We start from the raw sequence: 20517 nt of genomic DNA, 5'->3' as shown, positions 1-20517 counted from the left end.
CGGCCTTGCCGTCGTCGCCCGTCTACTCCTCGACGAAGTCACCGATCGACCAGTGCGCCCAGCCGGGTGCGATGATCGTGGCGGCCGTGGGGGCGGCGCCCGACTTGTCGTTGTTGATGTTGACCCACGGGGTGGAGTCGCTCTCGGTGACGGGGGCGTTCGAGGCATCCTGGAACAGCGTCTGGAACTGCTCGAGACCCACGATCGTCTTCGGGTCGCTCAGGGTCGACTTCCAGGTGTCGCCGTCCTTCTTGGCGAGCTCTCCGCCGTTGGCGAAGATCCAGGAGATGCCGTTGCGCCAGTACTGGCCGCCGATGTAGAAGCCCGACTGATCGGGGGTCTTCAGCTTCGCGACCGACTCGTTGAACTCGTCGAGGGTCTTGGGCTGCTCGAGGCCGGCCGCGCCCCAGATGTCCTTGCGGTAGGTGACATAGCGCGAACCGAAGTAGTACGGCAGGGCGTACTGCTTGCCGTCGACCTCGCCGACCTCGACGAAGGACTGGAGCAGGTCTTCGCCGCCCAGGTCCTTGTAGACGCCGCTCAGGTCGGCGAACGAGCCGGCCGTCGTGAAGGTCGGCGACCAGGTGTTGCCGATCTCGGTGACGTCGGGGGTGTTCTTCGAGTCGGGCAGCTGCGCGGTGAGCTTCGTGAGAGCATCGCCCCAGCTCTGCTCCTCGATCTTGAGGGTGCCGCCGGTCGCCTTCTTGTACTCATCCTTCAGGTACGTGCGCAGCTCGTCGGGGTGTCGCTGCCCATCAGCCACAGGGTGATGTTCTGGCCCTTGGCGGCCTCCGGGTCGAATCCGGCCGTGGCCGAGTCCGTGGAGGAATCGGTCCCTCCCCCGGCGCAGCCGGCGAGAACGACAGCCGAAGCGCCGAGGAGCGCGAGGGCTCCGAGCTTCTTGTTCATGGTGTCTTCCTTTTTCTTGGTGATTCCCGGTGTTTTCTGGCGTTCCGGGCCGGGTGACCCTACCGGGGGGTGTGTGGCGGTCAGGAGACCCCGAGTTGACCGGAGAGGACCATGACGGCCGCTCCCCGCAGGACGATGTCCTCGCCCTGCTCGGTCATGCGCATCTGCACGCCGTCGTGGAACGCGGCGAGCGTCCGCGCGCGCAGGGTCGACACGGCGGCATCGGCGAGGATGCCGGAGAGCAGGTCCTCGGGGCCCGACAGCACGATCTCGGAGAGGTCGAGAGCACCGACGATCGGCGCGAGCGCGATGCCGAGGCGGTCGCCCGCGTCGCGCAGCACGCTCTCGCGATCGGCGCCCTCTTCGGCGAGAGCGCGGCGCAACGACGGACCCGAGAGCCAGGCCTCGAGGCATCCGACCTTGCCGCAGACGCACACGGGGCCCCCATCGGTGCCGACCGTGACGTGGCCGATCTCGCCCGCGGCGTAGCGCGCGCCGCGCATGGGCTGGCCGCCCGACAGCAGGCCCGAGCCGACACCGCGACCGACGCGCACGAGCATGACGTCGTCGCGTGCTCCGCCGAACGTGTACTCGGCGAGGACCGCGGCGTTCGCGTCGTTCGCGACGAGGATCGGGAGGGAGACCTCCGCCCGCAGGATGCCTTCGAGGTCGATGTCGGTCCACCCGAGGTTCGGGGCGGTGAGGACTGTGCCGCGGTCGTCGACGATGCCGGGGGTGCCGACGCCGACGCCGAGGACGGGGGCGTGCGCGTCGGCGACGAGATCGCGGGTGAGCGCGATGACAGCGGCCACGATGTCGGCCGGATCGGCCGGCACGTCGACTTCGTGGCGGACGACGATCTCGCCGTCGAGGGTCAGGACGGCCCCGAGGAACCGGTCGGCGCGCGAGAGGTCGAGACCGACGATGCGGTGCCCCTCGCGGTCCAGGTCGACCAGGATGGCGGGCTTTCCCGGACCGGTGACCTCGCGGAGGCCCCGCTCGGCGACGTAGCCGTCGTCGATGAGCTCGGCCACCAGGTCGGAGATCGTGACGCGAGTGAGACCCGTTTCGCGCGAGAGATCGGCACGACTCATGGCACCCTGGTGGAAGAGGGTCTGCAGCACGAGCGACCGATTGTGCGCGCGGGCGTGCTCGGGGAGCACCTTCGCCGCGTGGCGCAGGGTGCGGCCGGAGCCGAACGATCGGCCCGCGTGAGGCGCCGCCTCCGGGAAGCTGCGCTGCGTATCCACACCTGACATGTTTGTTAGTAGACCTTACGAACATAATTTTCGCAAGCCCGACGCCCAATTTGGTAGGGCAGTTTACAAAACGGTTACATTCACGCGATCGTTTCTGTGGAGGATCACCATGCACTCCGGCATCCGCCTGATCACCGTCGGAATCGCCGTCGTCGCCGCTTTCCTGTTCTCCGGCTGTGGCGCGACCGCCGACGCGACCGTGCCTTCGCCGACCGCGTCGACGCAGAGTGTCGCGGCGGCGTGCGACGTGGTCCGCGAGGCCGTGGCGTCTGCGGCAGCGGGGCTGCAGCAGCTCGACGCGACGGATCCGGCCGCCTCCGCCACCGCGATGACCGAGGTCGCCGGCACGATCGGCGAGGCGGTCGCAGGCGTCGCCAACGCCGACGTCGGCGCCGAGCTGCCGCGCCTGCAGACGGGCTTCTCCGATGCGGCCGCCGCGCTGCAGGCGATCGCGGGCGGCGACCTCGGCGCCCTCCCCCGCCTGCAGGAGGCGACGGGGACGATCGGGTCTTCGCTGACGGCGCTCGGCGAGCTCTGCGGCGCGTCGTGAGCGCCTCGCGCACACGCCTCGTGAGCACGGCGCGTGTTGTGATCGCGGCGCGTGAGCACGCCTTGGAGCACGCCGGTGAGCACGGCGACCGGCCCTGGATTTCCCGGATCGGCCCCTCGCGCCGCGTTCGCGTAACATAGAACAGCGCGAGTGTGCGGACGCGCTGTGGTTCAGACCATCCGCGCCGAACCGGGGGGTGCCGCAGTGACCGATCTGGCGACAACGCCGAAGGCCGACGATTCGTCGGACGAGCGGCCGACCGACGACAGCACGACCGCGGTGATCGACGCCTCGGCATCCGACGCCCCGCTGCAGTGGGCGCCTGCCGAGCCCGCGCGGAAGAAGAAGCGTCTCTGGCTGTGGATCGCCGCCCCCGTCGCCGTCATCGCGGCCGGTGCCGTCGTCGCCTCGCTCGTCCTCATCGCCCCGGGAACCGCCGTCGCCGGCGTCCCGGTCGGCTGGCAGACCGCCGGCGCTGCGACCGACGCCATCGACCAGCGCCTCGCCGAGACGACGCTCATCCTCGGCGACGGCGGGCCGGAGCTGACCGGCGCCGACCTCGGCGCGAGCGTCGACGCGAAAGCGCTCGCCGACACGGCGTTCGCCGAGCGCCCGCTGTGGAACGTCACCCAGTGGAACGGTGAGGCCATCGACGCCCCCGTCACCATCGACACGCAGAAGACCACCGAGGCGCTGCGCGCGGCGCTGCCGGATGCCTGGACCGAACCGACGCCGGCATCGGTCGCCTTCGACGGCGCGTCCTTCGTCGTGACGCCCGCCGTCGACGGCTCGGGCATCGACGTCGCCTCCGTGGAGAAGCAGTTGCACGACGCGTTCGTCGCCGGCGAGACCTCGGTCACGATCGACCCCACCGCCACGGTCGTCGCCTCTCCCGCGACCACCGAGAACGCCCAGGCCGCCGCCGATCAAGCGAACGCCATGCTCGGCAACGCGGGCTTCTACGTCGGCGACGAGCGCACGGTCCCTGTCGACGCCGCGACCGCGGCGAGCTGGCTCACGATCGCCCCCGACGACTCGGGCACGTTCGCCGTGACGGCGGATGCCGCGAAGATCCAGCCTCTCGTCGACACCCTGCAGCCGCTCGTCGACCAGGCGCCCGCCAACGGCACCGTGATCACGAACTCCAGCGGGGACGTGCTGCGGACGACGATTCCGGGGCACGACGGGCGCGTGCTGGGCGACACCTCGAACGTCGCGCAGGACTATGCGGCGCAGCTCGCGTCCGGCAACGGCGCGTACGCCCTGCCCGTGGAGGTCACCCCCGCCGTCACGACGAAGCTCGAGCGCCTGCTCGAGGTGAACCTCAGCGAGCAGCGCCTGTACCTCAAGGAGAACGGCAACGTCGTCGACTCGTGGTTGATCTCGAGCGGCAAGGACTCGCCCGGGCAGTACTCCCCGACCATCACGGGCCGCTACCGCATCAACTCGCACCACGACGTGCAGACGATGTCGAGCGGCGCCGGCGAGGACGGCAGCGGCTACTGGGATTACCGCGTCGAGAACATCCAGTGGATCATGTACTTCAACGGGAACCAGGCGTTCCACGGGGTGTACTGGCACAACAAATGGGGTACCAAGCAGAGCCACGGATGCGTCGGCATGCCGAACTCGCGTGCGAAGCAGATCTACGACTGGGCGCCGAACGGCGTCGACGTGTGGATCCACACCTGACCCGGGGCGCGTGATCTCGATACCCGCCCGCGGCGCGGACGCACTCGATCACCGATAGGTCGCGCAACCACTCGCCGGTCGAGTGCCGCGGCGCGCCCGCGCGCGGCGCGCCGTCCGCCGGCCCCGAGACCCTGTTTTCTCGACGAGACCGCGTGTTTCATCGCCGGGTCTCGTCGAGAACGCGCGGTCTCGCGGGAACCAGGGGCGTCGCGCGCCACGCCTTCGCCGGTCGAGTGCCGCGGCGCAGCCGCGGTGTATCGAGACCACCCGTCGCAACGGAGAAGGGGCCGGATGCCTCGGCATCCGGCCCCTCTCGCGTCAGAGCGTCAGAGCGTCAGAGGATTACAGCGCGTCGATCACCGCGTTGAGGGTCGCGGACGGGCGCATGACGGCGGCGACCTTCTCGGCGTCGGGGTGGTAGTACCCGCCGATGTCGACGGGCTCACCCTGGACGGCGGCGAGCTCGGCGACGATGGTCTCCTCGTCGGCCGCGAGCTTCTCCGCGATCGGGGCGAATGCGGCGGCGAGCTCGGGGTCGACCGTCTGGTTCGCGAGCTCCTGCGCCCAGTAGAGCGCGAGGTAGAAGTGGCTGCCGCGGTTGTCGACCGTGCCGAGCTTGCGGCCCGGCGAGCGGTCCTCTTCGAGGAACGTTCCGGTCGCGGCATCCAGCGTGTCGGCCAACACCTTCGCCTTCGCGTTGCCGGTGTAGTCGGCGAGGTGCTCGAACGACGCGGCGAGGGCGAAGAACTCGCCCAGCGAGTCCCAGCGCAGGTAGTCCTCTTCGAGCAGCTGCTGCACGTGCTTGGGAGCCGAGCCGCCGGCTCCGGTCTCGAAGAGGCCCCCACCCGCGAGGAGCGGGACGATCGAGAGCATCTTCGCCGATGTGCCCACCTCGAGGATCGGGAACAGGTCGGTGAGGTAGTCGCGCAGCACGTTGCCGGTGACCGAGATCGTGTCCTCGCCCTTGCGCAGACGCGCGAGAGAGTACTTCGTCGCCTCGGCGGGCGGGAGGATCACGATCGTGATGTCGCTCGTTTCGAGCGTCGCAAGCGCCTGGTGCACCTTGCCGATCAGCTGCGCGTCGTGCGCGCGGTTGACGTCGAGCCAGAAGACCGCCGGGGCACCGGTCGCGCGGGCGCGCGAGACGGCGAGGCGCACCCAGTCCATGATCGGCAGGTGCTTGGTCTGGGTGGCGCGCCAGATGTCGCCCTTCTCGACGACGTGCTCGATGAGCACGACACCGTCGGCGTCGAGCACCTCGACGACGCCGTCGGCAGGGATCTCGAAGGTCTTGTCGTGGCTGCCGTACTCCTCGGCCGCCTGGGCCATGAGGCCGACGTTCGGCACGGTGCCGATCGTGGCCGGGTCGAGCGGACCGTTCGCGATGACGTCATCGATGACCGCCTGGTAGACGCCGGCGTAGGAGGAGTCGGGGATGACCGCGATCGTGTCGTCCTCGCCGCCGTCGACGCCCCAGAGCTTGCCGCCGTTGCGGATGAGGGCGGGCATGGAGGCATCCACGATCACGTCCGACGGCACGTGCAGGTTCGTGATGCCCTTGTCGCTGTTGACGTAGCTGAGACGCGGGCCGGCCTCGAGGTCCTGCGCGATGCGTGCCGAGATCGCCTCGCCGTCGGCGAGGTCACCGAGCCCCGCGAGGATCGAGCCGAGGCCGTTGTTGCCGTTGAGGCCCGCCTCGGCGAGTTCGGCGCCGTACGTGTCGAAGACGTCGGCGAAGAAGGCGCGCACGACATGGCCGAAGATGATCGGGTCGCTGACCTTCATCATCGTGGCCTTGAGGTGCACCGAGTAGAGGACATCCTCGGCCTTCGCCTGAGCGAGGGTGTCGGCGAGGAAGGCATCCAGCGCCTTGGCGGAGAGGAACGTCGCGTCGACGACCTCGCGCGGAAGGACCTTGAGTCCCTGCTTCAGCACCGTGACGGTGCCGTCGGTGGCGGTGTGGCGGACGCTCAGCACGTCGTCGTGCGCGGCGATCCAGCTCTTCTCGTTGCTGCGGAAGTCGTGCGTCGACATCGTCGCGACGCGGGTCTTCGATCCCGGCGCGAACGGCTTGTTGGTGTGCGGGTGCTTGCGCGCGTAGTTCTTGACCGACAGCGGTGCACGGCGGTCGCTGTTGCCCTCCCGCAGCACAGGGTTCACGGCGGAGCCCTTGATGCGGTCATAGCGCGCGCGGATGTCCTTCTGCTCGACGGTCGCCGGGTCGTCCGGATAGTCGGGGATGTCGTAGCCCTGGCCCTGCAGCTCCGCGATCGCGGCCTTCAGCTGGGGGATGGATGCCGAGATGTTCGGCAGCTTGATGATGTTCGCGGCGGGGAGGGTCGCCAGTCCGCCGAGCTCGGCGAGGGCGTCGCCCACCTGCTGCTCGGGGGTCAGGCGCTGCGGAAACGCCGCGAGGATGCGGGCGGCGAGGGAGATGTCGCGGGTGTCGATGTCGACGCCCGCCTGGCCGGCGAAGGCCTGGACGATCGGCAGGAACGAAGCGGTGGCGAGGGCCGGGGCTTCGTCGGTGTGCGTGTAGATGATGGTGGAGTCGGGCACGGGTGATCTTCCTTCGGAGCGTCTCGCGGGCGATCGCGACGATGAGCTGGGCGACCAGCGCCGCACCGCTTCGCGCGAGCTCGTTCGCGCAGAGCGCGGGCACGTCGGGATCGTCCTCCACCCTATCGCACCCGGAAAAGTATCTTGATATCGAGATAACTGCGCGTGCGCCGGGACGGCGCGGATTCGCACGCGGGCGGCGCCGATTCGGAGATTCGCGACAGATTCGGATGCCTGCGGCCACCGCGCCCGAATCCGTCGCGATCTTCCGATTCTGTGGCGCTCGGGCACCGTGCGCGGGAGCGATAGCCTGGCGTCGTGCCGCGTTTCGACCTCCCCCTCGCCGACCTGCAGACCTATCTTCCCGACGTCCGTGAGCCCGCGGATTTCGATGACTTCTGGCGCGCGACGATCGCCGACGCCCGGGCCGCGGGCGGTGAGGTCGTCGTCACGCCCATCGAGACGCCGCTCACCCAGCTCGACGCGTACGACGTGACGTTCCCGGGCTTCGCGGGCGACCCCATCAAGGCGTGGCTCCTGCTCCCGACGGGGGCGATGGATGCCGGCACACCGCTGCCTGCCGTCGTCGAGTACAACGGCTACGGCGGCGGGCGCAGCCTGCCCTTCGAGCGACTGGGCTGGGCGGCATCCGGCTATGCGCACCTGTTCATGGACACGCGCGGACAGGGCTCGGTGTGGGGCAACGGCGGCGATACCCCTGATCCGCACGGGTCGGGCCCAGCCGTCCCCGGCTTCATGACACGCGGCATCGACAGCCCCGAGGACTACTACTATCGGCGCGTGTTCACCGACGCCGTCCGGGCGATCGACGCGATGCGCTCACTCGACGTCGTCGACGCGGCGCGGGTCTCGGTCGTCGGCGGCAGCCAGGGCGGCGGCATCACGCTGGCGGCGGCGGGCCTGGCCGAGGGCCTCGTCGCCGCGATGCCCGACGTGCCGTTCCTGTGCCACTTCGAGCGCGCGGTCGGCCTCACCGACGCGTTCCCCTACCAAGAGGTCGTGCAGTACCTCGCGGTGCACCGCGGCGCCGAAGATCGCGTCTTCGAGACACTCTCGTATTTCGACGGCGCGAACTTCGCGAAGCGCGCGGATGCCGCGACCCTCTTCTCGGTCGGCCTGATGGATCCGGTATGCCCGCCGTCGACCGTGTACGCGGCCTTCAACCACTACCGGGGCGCTGACAAGCACATCGAGATCTACCCGCACAACCAGCACGAAGGCGGACAGGCCCACCAGTGGCGGGCACAGGCCGCCTTCCTCGCCGCGCGCGTCTGACGCGCGGCGCCCCGTGAGGTCGCCAGTCGGCTCTCGCCGAGCGGGCGGCTCACCCCTCGGCAGCCGCCGTCACATGCAAGCCGTCACATGCAGCACGATCGCCTGCGCGGGCCACAGGGCGGGCAGTTGCAGGCCGACCTCGGTCAGGAGAGCGCCGGTCAGCGTCACCTCGCCCGCCGATATCCACGCGGGGGTGATCCACGAGGCGCTGCGCGGGGCGCCGATCTCACCCCGCACTCGCACGCGGTAGCGCCGCGCGGGGTCGAGGCCGGCCAGGCGCAGCCGCTCCGGGCGCGCGTCCTCGAGGCTGCGCACCGTCGCGGCGACGACGACCGCCTCGTCCGCCGCGTCGGTCGTGAACTGCGTCACCCGCCATGCGGGGTCCCGCAGATCGGGATGCGAGACGCGCCCCCAGTGAGTCACGTGCCGCAGTTCGCGGTACAGCTGCGCGAACCGCGCGACGACGGCGAGCTCTTCGTCGGAGAGCACGGCGATGTCGGTCTCGAACCCCGCCGAGCCGAGCAGGCTCGTCGCCATGCGGTAGGACAGGTCGGTCGTCCGGCCGGAGCTGTGCGAATGCTCTGGGCCGACGTGTGCGCCGACGAGCTCGGGCGGCAGCAGCAGGCCCGTCCACAGCTGGATGTCCTGTCGCTCGACGGGGTCGTTGGAATCGCTCGCCCACACGCGATCAGTCACGCTCAGGATGCCGAGGTCGGTACGCGCTCCACCGCTCGAGCACGACTCGATCTCGAGCCCCGGGTGCGCGGCCTTGAGCTCGGCGATGAGCCGGTAGACGGCGAGCATCTGCGCATGACCGCCGGGCCGGCCGCCGTGGACGGCGTCGACGAGATCGCGGTTGTGGTCCCATTTGATGAAGTCGACGCCGAGCGCACCGACGAGCGCCGTGATCTGGTCGCGCACGTGCGCGTACGCGCCGGGATCGGCGAGGTCGAGCACATACTGCGAGCGCCACGACAGCGCGGGATCGTGCGCCAGATACGACGGGTCGTGCAGCAGCCAGTCCGGGTGCGCGCGGGCGACATCGGAGTCGAGGCTGATCATCTCGGGCTCGAACCACAGCCCGAACTCCATACCGAGTTCGTGCACGCGGGCGGCGAGCGGCTCGAGCCCCTCCGGCCACACGTCTCGGTCGACGACCCAGTCGCCGAGACTCGTCGTGTCGTCGCGGCGCCCCGCGAACCACCCGTCGTCGAGCACGAACCGCTCGAACCCGACGGATGCCGCGAGCTCCGCCAGCGCGACCAGGCGCGCCTGATCGTGGTCGAAGTACACCGCCTCCCAGGTGTTGAGGGTCAGCGGACGCTCCGTCCGCGGGTGCTGCGGTCGCGACCGCATCCAGGTGTGCACGCGGGCGGCGAAGCCGTCGAGCCCGGCATCCGTCCAGACGAATGCGGTGCGCGGCGCGGCGTACTCCTCGCCGGGGGCGAGCACCAGCTCACCGGGCCGCAGCAGCTCACCGGCACCGAGGAGAGTCACGGCGTCGGTGACGCGGTCGGTGCGGTACGTCGTGTCGGAGGACCACGCGGCGTGCACACCCCAGCTCTCGCCGCGGCCCCAGCGCGGCTCGTCGACGGAGAGGATGCCGACGGTCGGCGCGTCGTGGCCGGGGCGCCCTCGTCGTGACTGCCGCACCGTGGACCCCGCCGGGATCAGGCTCGTGACCGGTCGCTTCTCGCGCGTCCAGCGTCCGTCGAACGTCGTCAGGTGCGTCGTCGACGTCGGCACCGGAAGGGCGGGCTCGAGCCAGTCGACCTCGACCGGGCCCGTGCCGTCGTTGCGCAGCGCGACATCGACCCAGACGACGCCCCCCGTCTCGATGGCCGCCTCCCAGCGCAGCGAGAGACCCAGGGCGCCGTCGCGCGCGGCGACCACGACACGGTCGGCGTCGGCATCCACCGACGTGACGGCCCAGCGGGGGAACAGGAGTCCCGCCGCGGTACGCACCTGCGCACCCGGGCGGCCCGACCAGCCGTCCGCCTCGGCCGGCACGATCGGCACCTGCCACGCCGCGTCGAGAGAGCCCGCGGGCGACTGGCGGCTCAGGGCCTCGCTCAGCGCCCGCAGGTCCTCGGGCGAGACGGGTCCGAGCGGCGCACCCCAGTGCAGCACGGCAGGCAACCCGTGCGTGCGCGTTTCGAGGACGAGCGCCGTGCCGTGCGCTTCGAGATGGATGTGGTCGGCCGTCATGCAGTGTCCTCCTGCGGGGGGCGACGCTCGCCCGTGCCGCGTTCGATGATCCACGTGGGCAGGGTGATCTGCTGGGTGAAGCCGGAGGGATCGGCGATGCGCGCAATGGCGAGTTCGGCCGCGCGTCGCCCCAGCTCGAGGGGGTCGTACGAGATGACCGACACGCCGAGCACATCGCCGGTGTCGAAGTCGTCGAAACCGATCAGCGCCGTCCGGCCGTCGTCGACGATCTCGCGCAGCACGCGCAGCGCCCCGATGGTCATCCGGTTGTTCCCCGCGACGATCGCGGTCGGCGGTTCGGGGACAGACATCAGTTCGCGCACGAGGCTCGCGGGGTCGAGGGCCAGATCGTCGCGCAGCATCTCCCACGGCGCCGTGTCGGCGACGCCCGCCTCCGCCATCGCCTGGCGGTATCCCGTCAGCCGTTCGACCTGCGTGTAGACGGATGCCGGGTTGCAGATGTACGCGACGCGCCGGTGCCCGATGCGCGTCAGCCGGCGCGTCGCCTCGAGGACGGCGGCGCGGTTGTCGAGCACGATGGAGTCGGCCGCGAGGTTCCGCGCGGGGCGGTCGATCGCGATGATCGGCGTACCGAGCTGGCGCTCGCCCTCGAGATACGACTGATCCTCGCTCACCGGGATGAGGATCAAGGCGCCCACACGCTGCGCGAGCAGCGCGTCGGCGACCCGCCCCTCGCCCTCTTCGGTGTCGTCGGTCGTCGCGACGACGAGGCTGAAGCCGTGGGCGCCGAGCTCCTTCTCGATGCCCGCCGCCACCTTGTAGTAGAACGGGTTGCTCAGCTCACCGATGATGAACCCGACGGTCTTCGTGCCGCCGCCGCGCCGGAGCCCCTGCGCCAGCGTGTTGGGCCGGAATCTCAGGCGCTTGGCCGCCGAGAGCACGCGGTCCACCGTCTGCGGCGCGACGAGCTCGCGCTGAGTGAACACGCGCGACACCGTCTTGGAGCTCACTCCCGCGAGCCGGGCGACATCGTCGAGCGTCGCACGTTGCTGAACCGTCATCGGTCCTCCTGTCGGCATCAGATTATCAGTCCATACGGGAAATGACGACGATAGACATTCTTCGGACATGAGGGGTGCAATCAAGCTCGAGTGCCTTCTTTTTATACCCGATCAGCGGCTATTTCAGTTTCCGCATCGCGGTGCAGACATGGCAAGACAGCGTTGACATCAGCGCCTTGTGGAGGCGCGGAATGTGTGGCTACTGTGGGCCGCGCGCGCCGCCTCGAAGGAGGAGGCTCGGCGCGTGAGCGGTTTCAAGGGTGAACCTGACAAGGAGAAAGACATGGCACGCAAAAGACTCGTGGCCATCGCGGCTGTAGGTTCCGGTTGGAGTTGTCCATTTCGCAGGCGAAATGTCCACGATGTGTCCATCTGGACATTTCGGTCGAACGTCGCGAGTTCTGACAGCATGGGCGGATGGCATTTTCGATCAGGGAGCCGCGCTCGGACGAGGCGCTGGCGATCGCCGATCTTCACGTCGCGACGTGGAAGGAGGCGTACACACACCTGCTACCGGAGGACTATTTCTCCGAGCAGTACGTCGCGGGTCGTCACCGGATGTGGCAGCACGTTCTGACGCACCCGCGTGACGACATGCTCGTTCGAGTAGCTGAGGCCGATGGCGAGATCGTCGGATTCGCTTGGGTAGGTCCGGATGAGGGTGTCAATGGCGAAGAGGCGCCGCGTGAACGTCTCCTCTACGCGATCTACGTTCTGGCTGCGCAGTACGGGACTGGGATCGGCCAAGCGCTGCTGGACGACGCGCTGGGGGATGGTCCGGCGATGCTGTGGGTGGCCAAAGAGAATCCACGCGCGACGGCCTTCTACCTCCGCAACGGGTTCCGTTTCGACGGCGTCGAACAGGTCGACCCTCATGCCCCGTTGATCACCGACGCGCGGATGGTGCGATAGCTGTGTGGGAGACGGGCGACCGGTTCGATGCGGTCAAATCGGCGGAACTGGCACTCCTCGATAGCGAGGTCCGACATGACCCGAATCGAGTGCGCGAGCTCCTGCATCCCGATTTCGTTGAGATCGGACGTTCGGGCCGACGTTGGACGATGAATGCAACGATCGCCGCCCTTGAGGCCGAGACGTCGCGCATCGAACCAGAGACCGATGAGTGGCTGTTCAACGAGGTCTCGCCTTCGTTGATCTTGGTGACGTACCGCATCACCGGGAGAGACGGCAGTAGCAGGCACGCATCATTGTGGGACGTCAGTGGCATTGCTCCGGTGATCCGCTATCACCAGGGCACGCTGGTCCGCCCGAACGACGACTGAATCGGACAAGTCCACCTGTGCTCGGCGACCATCTCCGTGGACATTTCCCCGTGCGATCGCTTCAGTTGCAACCGCACGGGGGACATCTCTGAGCGGTTCCTACAGCGGCGTTCGCCGTCGCGGGCATCGCACTGAGCGGCTGCTCAGGGGGCGGTGGCGAGGGCATGGACGCCTCCAACACGATCGACGGCGAGATCAAGGGCGACATCAAGGTCGTCACGTGGCGCACCGATCTCGTCGAGGACGGCACGTTCCAGAAGTACGCCGACGAGTTCAACAAGAAGTATCCCGACGTGAACGTCACGTTCGAGGGCATCACCGACTACGTCGGCGAGATGCTCACCCGCATGTCGACGACGAACTACGGCGACGTCATCGGCATCCCCGCGATCAAGCCCGACCAGTACGACCAGTTCCTCGAGCCGCTCGGGGACACCTCGAGCTTCGAGGGCACGTACCGCTTCCTGCCCGCGGCGAGCTACGACGGCACCCAGTACGGCATCGCCTGGGGCGGCAACGCCAACGGCGTCGTGTACAACAAGAAGGTCTTCGAAGAGGCCGGCGTCACCGAGCTCCCGACGACCGAGGACGAGTGGCTCGACGCGCTGCAGAAGGTGAAGGACAACACCGACGCAATCCCGCTCTACACGAACTACAAGGACGGCTGGCCGCTCACGCAGAGCTTCGGCAACCTCGGCGTCGTGACCCACGGCCCGGATGCGCCGATCACGATGGCCGAGGACAAGGCGCCCTGGACCGAGGGCACCGATGTCTACGCGATCGACTCGCTGCTCTACGACTCCGTCGCGGCGGGCCTCACCGAGCCCGACCCGTTGACGACCAACTGGGAGCAGTCCAAGGTCGACCTCGGCACCGGCAAGATCGCGGCGATGACGCTCGGGTCGTGGGCGATCTCGCAGATGCAGACCGCGGCAGAGGACAATGGGGCATCCGCCGACGACATCGGCTACATGACCTTCCCCGCGAACGTCGACGGCACGCAGTACGCGGTCATCGGCGGCGACTACAACCTCGCCGTGAGCAAGCACTCGAAGGCGAAGGCCGCCGCGTGGGCCTGGATCCAGTGGGTCGTCGCTGACTCGGGCTACACCGAGGCGCAGGGCATGATCTCGCCGCTCATCGACAAGGAGCTGCCGCCGAACCTCGCCGGCTTCACCGACGCAGGCGTCGAGCTCATGGAGATCAACCCCGCTCCCGCCGGCAAGGAGGGTCTCATCAACGAGATCGCCGACGACTCGCAGGTCGACCTCTACGGACCGATCTACCGCCAGAAGCTCATCGACATCGCCCGTGGCGCTGCCGACGGCGACAAGGACAGCTACTTCGCCGAGCTGAACGAGCGCTGGGGCGCCTCGGTCGAAAAGCTCGCCGGCTGACACGGAAGGACACACGATGGCGATCGCAGCACCCGGCTCCGCACCCGCGGATGCCCCTGCGGTCCTGTCTGCACCCGCTCGGTCTCGTCGGGTGCGCGGCTCCGGCCGCGCGCCCGGCGGGGACGGCGGCGCACGCGGGACGGCGAGACGCACGTTCCTGCAGAAGCTGACGCCCTGGCTCTTCCTCGCCGGCGCCGTCGCGCTGCTTCTGCTGTTCACCTACTGGCCCGCGGTGAACCTCTTCTACTACAGCATCACCGACTGGGACGGCATCGACCTGACGAAGAACATCGTCGGGCTCGACAACTACATCCAGGTCTTCACCGATCCGCGCATCTTCAGCGTCTTCTGGGTGAGCCTGTACTACTTCGTCGCCTCGTTCGTGCAGATGGCGATCGCCCTGTACTTCGCCGCGATCCTGAGCTTCTCCACGCGGTTCAGCAACCTCTTCCGCGGCATCCTCTTCTTTCCCTACCTCATCAACGGCGTCGCAGTCGGGTTCGTCTTCCTCTACCTCTTCCAGCCCGGGGGGACGCTCGACACCGTCCTGGCGTGGTTCGGCGTCGCCGACCCGCCGCAATGGCTGGGCAACCCCGACATCGTCAACTGGTCGCTCGCTGGAACGTCGGTCTGGCGATACACAGGCCTCAACTTCGTGCTCTTCCTCGGCGCGATCCAGTCGATCCCGCACGAGCTGTACGAAGCAGCGGATCTCGACGGCGCCAACAAGTGGCAGCAGTTCTGGGCGATCATCTTCCCCGGCATCCGGCGCATCATCGGGCTCTCGTTCATCCTCGCGATCGCCGGCAGCCTCTCGGTGTTCGAAGTGCCCTTCATCATGACCGGCGGCGCCAACGGTTCGGCGACGTTCGTGATCCAGACCCTGCAGACCGCGTTCAGCTTCCGGCAGGTGGGCCTCGCCTCCGCGATGGCGGTGGTACTGCTGGCGATCGTCCTCGTCGTCACGTGGATCCAGCGCCAGGTCTTCCCCGACGAGAAAGTCGACCTGACATGACCGCGACATCCGCGCCCGAGCGGCGCATCATCCCCGGCCGGAGCCTCCGCTCGCGGTCGGTGCGCTGAGCGCCACGACGGCAAAGTACGTAAGCCTCATCCTTGCCGCCCTCGTCACGCTGCTGCCGCTGTCGGTACTGCTGTTCGCGAGCCTGAAGACGAAGTCGGAATACGCCCAGAGCGGGCCGTTCGATCCGCCGTCGGACTGGCTCAACTTCGACAACTTCGTGACGGCGTTCACGAGCGGCAAGATGCTCGAGGGGTTCGTGAACACCGCCGTCGTGCTCGCCGTCTCACTTGTGGGCACGATCTTCCTCGGCACGATGGCCGCGTACGCTCTCGACCGGTTCGCGTTCCGCTGCAAGAAGCTCGTGATGGGGCTGTTCCTCCTGGCGACCCTCATCCCGGGTGTGACCAGCCAGGTCGCCACGTTCCAGCTCATCAACGGCATGGGACTGTACGACACCAAGGCCGCCCTGATCCTGCTGTTCATGGGCACCGACATCATCGCCATCTACCTGTTCATCCAGTTCATGCAGGGCATCCCGATCTCGCTCGACGAGGCGGCGATGATCGACGGCGCGAACCGGTGGACGATCTACTGGCGCATCGTGCTGCCGCTGCTGCGCCCCGCGATCGCGACCGTCGTTATCATCAAGGGCATCGCGATCTACAACGAGTTCTACACCCCGTTCCTCTATCTGCCGTCCCAAGGCCTGATCTCGACGTCGCTGTTCCGCTTCAAGGGGCCTTTCGGCGCCCAGTGGGAAGTGATCGCCGCCGGCACGATCCTCGTCATCATCCCGACCCTCATCGCCTTCCTGCTGCTGCAGCGCTGGATCTACAAGGGCCTCACCTCCGGAGCCGTCAAATGACCCGCCTCTCCTCCCGCACGCTTCACGACGGCTGGACCCTGCGCGCCGCCTCCGGCCCCGCGCCTGCCGAAGTCGCCGATACGACGATCCCGGCAACCGTGCCGGGGACGGTGCACGTCGACCTGATCGCCCAGGGCCTCATCCCCGACCCGTTCCACGGCGTCAACGAGGCCGCGGTCGCGTGGGTCGGTCTCATCGACTGGACCTACGAGACGACCTTCATGTGGTCACCCGACGGAAACCTTCGCCACGATCTCGTGTTCGAAGGCCTCGACACGGTCGCCGCGATCCGTCTCAACGGCGCGCCCCTGGGCGAGACGGCGAACCAGCACCGCTCGTACCGCTTCGACGTCGCGGCGCTGCTGGTCGAGGGCGAGAACTCCCTCGAGATCGCTTTCCGCGCCCCGATCCCGTACGCGAACACGCAGAGCCTCGAGCTCGGCGTGCGCCCGCGGCCCTACCCGCTGCCGTACGAGGCGATCCGCAAGTCGGCGTGCAACTTCGGCTGGGACTGGGGTGTCGCCACCTTCACGAGCGGACCGTGGAAGCCCGTGCGCCTGGAATCGTGGTCGGGTGCCCGCCTCGCCGAGGTACGCGTCACCGCGACGCCCGACGGCGACGCCGGATTCGTCGATGTCGAGATCGTCGTCGAGCGCGACGGAGCGCAGGATGCCGCGGCATCCGCCCCGTTGTCGCTCATCGCCACCGTGAACGGCCCCGGCGTGCTGGCAGACGCCGTGCCCAGCGCCGACGCCGTCGTCGACGGCGACCGCGCACGCGTACGCGTCGCGCTCGAAGAGGCGCAGCGGTGGTGGCCCGTCGGCTATGGTGCGCAGCCCCGCTACGTCGTCGACGTGCGACTGACGGGTGACACCGACGGGGACGGCGTGCTGGCTGCGACCCATCGCACGGTCGGGTTCCGCACGGTGGAGTGGGACCAGTCGGCGGATGCCGCCGGCAACGCCTTCACGCTCGTCGTCAACGGTCAGCGGGTCTTCGTCAAGGGAGTCAACTGGATTCCCGACGACGCCCTCCCCGTGCGGGTGGACCGCGCCCGCATCGAGCGGCGGTTCCGCCAGGCGTTGGATGCGAACCTCAACCTCATCCGGGTGTGGGGCGGCGGTCTGTACGAGTCGGACGACTTCTACGACCTCGCCGACGAGCTCGGCCTGCTCACCTGGCAGGACTTCCTCTTCGCGTGTGCCGCCTACCCCGAAGAGGAGCCGCTGCGTTCGGAGATCGAGGCCGAGGCGCGCGAGAACGTCGCCCGCATCGCCTCGCACCCCTCCCTCGTGCTGCTCACCGGCAACAACGAGTGCCTCGAGGGCTTCGCCGACTGGGGCTGGCAGCGCCGGCTCGACGGAGCGAGCTGGGGGGCGCACTACTACTTCGAGCTCTTCCCGCAGATCATCGCGGAGCTCGCGCCGCACGTGCCATACGTTCCGGGCAGCCCGTTCAGCTCGGGCATGGGATGGGACCCGACCCAGACGCGCGAGGCGCCCAGCGGCAGCCTCACCGGGCCGCACCCCCTCGATCACGGTTCGGGCACGGTGCACCTGTGGCGGCAGTGGAACGACAAGGACTGGACGACCTACCGCGAGCACACCCCGCGCTTCGTCGCCGAGTTCGGATGGCAGGGACCGCCGACGTGGACGACGCTCACCGACTCGCTCGACGACGACCCGCTCACGCCCGAATCGCGCGGAATGGTCGTGCACCAGAAGGCCGCGGAGGGCAACACGAAGCTCACGAACGGCCTCCTCCCCCACTACCGTCTGCCGGCGGACATGGAGACGTGGCACTGGGCCATGCAGCTCAACCAGGCGAACGCCGTCGGCGCCGCCCTGGATCACTTCCGGTCGTGGGCGCCGCACACGATGGGTGCGATCGTCTGGCAGCTCAACGACTGCTGGCCGGTCACCTCGTGGGCCGCGATCGACGGCGCCGAGCGCGCCAAGCCGCTTTTCCACGCGCTGCGCAACGCCTTCGCGCCGCGCGTCGCAACCATCCAGCCGCGCCAGGTCGCCGGTGTCGGCGGGCTCGCGGTCGCGCTCGGCAACGACACCGGCGACGAGTGGACGGGGCACCTCGACGTGCGCCGCCTCTCCTACGGCGGGCGCGCCCTCGCGAGCATCACCGTCCCGGTCTCGGTGCCCCCGCGCGGCACGCTCGTCGTCCCGATCGACCCCGGCATCGCGACCCCGGCCGACGCGGCGAGCGAGCTGCTCGTCGCCGAGGCGACCGGCATCCGCGGCTTCTGGTTCTTCGCCGAGCCGCGAGACTCCGCACTCCCGGCGCAGGACATCGAGCTCACGACCCGGGCGGTGGAGGGCGGCACGGTCGTCACCGTGCGCGCACGCGCCCTCACACGCGACCTCACGCTGCTCGTCGACAAGGTGCACCCGACGGCGCACGCGGTCGAGGCCCTGCTGACCCTGCTGCCCGGGGAGGCGGCCGACATCCTCGTGCGCCACGATGGCACCCTGGATGCCGATGCGCTGCGCGACCCGCGCGTGCTCCGCAGCGCCGGCCAGCTGGTGACGCCATGACGGCCGCGGGCTCCGCGCCGCCCCTGCTCGACGCGCCCGTCTGCGGGATGACGTGGGGCTGGACCGGCGTGCGCGGGACGTGGGCGACGTCCGACGCGGCATCGTCGATGCGCGCGATGGCGGAGCAGGCCGTCACCTGGACGGCGCTCTCGTACGCCGCCCTGCAGGCGACGCCGCTGTCGACCGACATCCCGTACGATGCTGCGCCGACCGTGACCGACGACGAGATCGTGTGGGCCATCCGCGAGGCGAAGGAGCTCGGCATGAAGGTGTGCCTGAAGCCCGTCGTGAACGTCGCCGATGGCACATGGCGCGCCCACATCGGCTTCTTCGACTGGGACGTGCCCGGTGAGCCGACCTGGACGCAGTGGTTCGCGTCGTACCGCGCGTTCATCCTCCACGCGGCGCGCCTCGCCGAGGCGGAGCGCTGCGAGATGCTGTGCATCGGCTGCGAGATGGTGCGCGCCGACGGGCAGGAGGCGCACTGGCGGGCTCTCATCGCCGACGTGCGCGAGGTGTACTCCGGCCTGATCACGTACAACTGCGACAAGTATCAAGAAGACCACGTCACGTGGTGGGACGCCGTCGACGTCATCTCGTCGAGCGGCTACTACCCGCTCGGCGGCTGGGACGCGCAGCTCGACCGCATCGAGACGGTCGTGCGCGCGTTCGACAAGCCGTTCGTCTTCCTCGAGGCGGGATGCCCGTCGCGCGAGGGGTCGCCCGCGATCCCGAACGACTGGAGCCTGCCGGGTGAGCCGTCGGGGCAGGCGCAGCTCGACTGGTACCGCGATATGTTCGCCGCGTGCGCACGGCGGCCCTGGGTCGGCGGCTGGTTCCTCTGGGACTGGCCGGCGCGTCTGTACGACGCGGCGGATGCCGCGGGGAACGACGACTACTGCCCGTACGGCAAGCCGGCGGGATCGTTCCTCCGTGAGACCTACACCCGCCTGAACGGCGGATCGATCGAGGAGGAATCGTGACCGACCGCAGCATCCTCGCGATCGACGCGGGTCAGACCGGCATGAAGGTGCGTCTGCAGACGCCCGAGGGCCGCGACGAGCTCGTGTTCCGCGGCATCAACACCCACGAGGCGCTGCTCCCCCAGCTCGCCGATGTCGTGCGCTCATCGCTCGCGCAGACCCGCGCGCAGCCCGAGCTGCTCGCGGCGGGGATCTCCGGTCTCACCGATCGCGACGCCGACCCCGCCGCACTGCTGTCGCTGATCGCCGACACCGGCATCCGCGAAGCGACGCTCGCGCACGACTCGACGACCTCGTTCCTCGGCGCGCTCGGCGACCGGCACGGCGCCGTCGTCGCGGCCGGCACCGGCGTCGTGACCCTCGCAGTCGGTCCGAGCGCCGTTTCGCGCGTCGACGGCTGGGGGTACATCATGGGCGACGCCGGCAGCGGGTACTGGATCGGGCGCGAAGCGCTGGACGCCGTCATGCGCGCCTACGACGGCCGCGGGCCGGCGACGGCGCTCACCGATGTCGTCCGCGCGACGTGGCCGGATCTGGAGCAGGCGTACATGGCGCTGCAGGGCGACGAGGAGCGCGTGCGCGTCGTGGCGTCCTTCGCCGCGGACGTCGCGCGGGCCGCCGAGGCCGGCGACGCCGTCGCGCTCCAGATCACCTCCCGCGCCGCCGGCGAGCTGGCAGCGAGCGTGACGACGGCGATCGCCCGTGTGCGGGAGGACGACGAGATCTTCGCCGTATGCGCGATCGGGGGCGTGTTCCGCTCCACCGCGCTGCGCGCGGCTTTCGCCGACGCGTTCGCCGGGCGCACCGACCTCGAGCTGGTGACGGCGCTCGGCGCGGGGATCGACGGAGTCGTCGCCCTCGCAGAGCTGGACGCCGGACATCCGCTCACCTCCGCCGTGCAGCGGGCGGGCACGGCGTGAG

Annotated in this window: 16 protein-coding genes and 1 pseudogene; 11 read left to right on the top strand and 6 right to left on the bottom strand. The window is 69.3% G+C overall.

Annotation, left to right across the window (positions count from 1 at the left end; translation table 11 throughout):
- Positions 1–22 precede the first annotated feature (22 nt).
- The 3 genes from ACRVYW_RS04535 to ACRVYW_RS04525 all read right to left on the bottom strand — a co-directional run bounded on the left by ACRVYW_RS04535 (position 23) and on the right by ACRVYW_RS04525 (position 2168).
- The gene (locus ACRVYW_RS04535) at positions 23–763 is read right to left on the bottom strand and encodes an extracellular solute-binding protein (RefSeq protein WP_431802116.1); all 741 of its coding nucleotides are present in this window, start codon (positions 761–763) and stop codon (positions 23–25) included.
- Positions 718–909: a hypothetical protein gene (locus ACRVYW_RS04530; protein ID WP_431802115.1), complete on the bottom strand. Its 192-nt coding sequence runs from the start codon at positions 907–909 to the stop codon at positions 718–720. The genes ACRVYW_RS04535 and ACRVYW_RS04530 overlap by 46 nt, the downstream gene beginning before the upstream one ends.
- 80 nt (positions 910–989) lie before the next feature.
- Entirely contained in the window at positions 990–2168 is a 1179-nt protein-coding gene (locus ACRVYW_RS04525; RefSeq protein ID WP_431802113.1) for an ROK family transcriptional regulator, read from the bottom strand.
- 109 nt (positions 2169–2277) lie between these two features.
- On the opposite strand from ACRVYW_RS04525, the gene ACRVYW_RS04520 reads away from it, so the two are divergent.
- Together ACRVYW_RS04520 and ACRVYW_RS04515 are read left to right on the top strand one after the other, a co-directional pair.
- Positions 2278–2718, top strand: a complete 441-nt coding sequence (locus ACRVYW_RS04520; RefSeq protein WP_431802111.1) for a hypothetical protein — start codon at positions 2278–2280, stop codon at positions 2716–2718.
- A 204-nt stretch (positions 2719–2922) separates the two neighbouring features.
- Entirely contained in the window at positions 2923–4410 is a 1488-nt protein-coding gene (locus ACRVYW_RS04515; RefSeq protein ID WP_431802109.1) for a L,D-transpeptidase family protein, read from the top strand.
- A gap of 342 nt (positions 4411–4752) precedes the next feature.
- On the opposite strand, the gene ACRVYW_RS04510 is transcribed toward ACRVYW_RS04515, so the two are convergent.
- Positions 4753–6969 (bottom strand): NADP-dependent isocitrate dehydrogenase, encoded by a 2217-nt coding sequence (locus tag ACRVYW_RS04510; RefSeq protein ID WP_431802107.1) that lies wholly within the window; start codon positions 6967–6969, stop codon positions 4753–4755.
- Positions 6970–7287: 318 nt separating this feature from the next.
- Between ACRVYW_RS04510 and ACRVYW_RS04505 the strand changes: the two genes are divergently transcribed.
- Positions 7288–8265, top strand: a complete 978-nt coding sequence (locus tag ACRVYW_RS04505; RefSeq protein WP_431802105.1) for an acetylxylan esterase — start codon at positions 7288–7290, stop codon at positions 8263–8265.
- A 69-nt stretch (positions 8266–8334) separates the two neighbouring features.
- On the opposite strand, the gene ACRVYW_RS04500 is transcribed toward ACRVYW_RS04505, so the two are convergent.
- Entirely contained in the window at positions 8335–10473 is a 2139-nt protein-coding gene (locus ACRVYW_RS04500) for an alpha-galactosidase (protein WP_431802103.1), read from the bottom strand.
- Positions 10470–11495: a LacI family DNA-binding transcriptional regulator gene (locus ACRVYW_RS04495; RefSeq protein WP_431802102.1), complete on the bottom strand. Its 1026-nt coding sequence runs from the start codon at positions 11493–11495 to the stop codon at positions 10470–10472. The genes ACRVYW_RS04500 and ACRVYW_RS04495 overlap by 4 nt, the downstream gene beginning before the upstream one ends.
- Positions 11496–11912: 417 nt before the next feature.
- On the opposite strand from ACRVYW_RS04495, the gene ACRVYW_RS04490 reads away from it, so the two are divergent.
- The 8 genes and pseudogenes from ACRVYW_RS04490 (at position 11913) to ACRVYW_RS04455 (ending at position 20516) form a co-directional block, all read left to right on the top strand.
- On the top strand, positions 11913–12407 hold the full coding sequence (locus ACRVYW_RS04490; RefSeq protein WP_431802100.1) for an N-acetyltransferase family protein: 495 nt from the start codon (positions 11913–11915) through the stop codon (positions 12405–12407).
- Positions 12408–12409: 2 nt separating this feature from the next.
- Positions 12410–12778: a DUF4440 domain-containing protein gene (locus ACRVYW_RS04485; protein WP_431802099.1), complete on the top strand. Its 369-nt coding sequence runs from the start codon at positions 12410–12412 to the stop codon at positions 12776–12778.
- Positions 12779–12942: 164 nt separating this feature from the next.
- Complete coding sequence (locus ACRVYW_RS04480) at positions 12943–14175, top strand: ABC transporter substrate-binding protein (protein ID WP_431802097.1); 1233 nt, start codon at positions 12943–12945, stop codon at positions 14173–14175.
- Positions 14176–14191: 16 nt separating this feature from the next.
- A complete protein-coding gene (locus tag ACRVYW_RS04475) occupies positions 14192–15190 on the top strand; it encodes a carbohydrate ABC transporter permease (protein ID WP_431802096.1) in 999 nt (332 codons plus the stop codon).
- A pseudogene (locus tag ACRVYW_RS04470) lies at positions 15187–16064 on the top strand (carbohydrate ABC transporter permease). Before ACRVYW_RS04475 ends, ACRVYW_RS04470 begins: the two are co-directional and overlap by 4 nt.
- Positions 16061–18613: a glycoside hydrolase family 2 protein gene (locus ACRVYW_RS04465; RefSeq protein ID WP_431802094.1), complete on the top strand. Its 2553-nt coding sequence runs from the start codon at positions 16061–16063 to the stop codon at positions 18611–18613. The pseudogene ACRVYW_RS04470 and the gene ACRVYW_RS04465 overlap by 4 nt, the downstream one beginning before the upstream one ends.
- On the top strand, positions 18610–19596 hold the full coding sequence (locus tag ACRVYW_RS04460; RefSeq protein ID WP_431802092.1) for a glycoside hydrolase family 113: 987 nt from the start codon (positions 18610–18612) through the stop codon (positions 19594–19596). Before ACRVYW_RS04465 ends, ACRVYW_RS04460 begins: the two co-directional genes overlap by 4 nt.
- Positions 19593–20516, top strand: a complete 924-nt coding sequence (locus ACRVYW_RS04455) for an N-acetylglucosamine kinase (RefSeq protein WP_431802090.1) — start codon at positions 19593–19595, stop codon at positions 20514–20516. Before ACRVYW_RS04460 ends, ACRVYW_RS04455 begins: the two co-directional genes overlap by 4 nt.
- Position 20517 lies beyond the last annotated feature (1 nt).

The organism is Microbacterium sp. bgisy203 (genome assembly GCF_965345155.1).
Taxonomy (GTDB): domain Bacteria; phylum Actinomycetota; class Actinomycetes; order Actinomycetales; family Microbacteriaceae; genus Microbacterium.
This window is presented reverse-complemented; position numbering and strand designations above follow the sequence as displayed.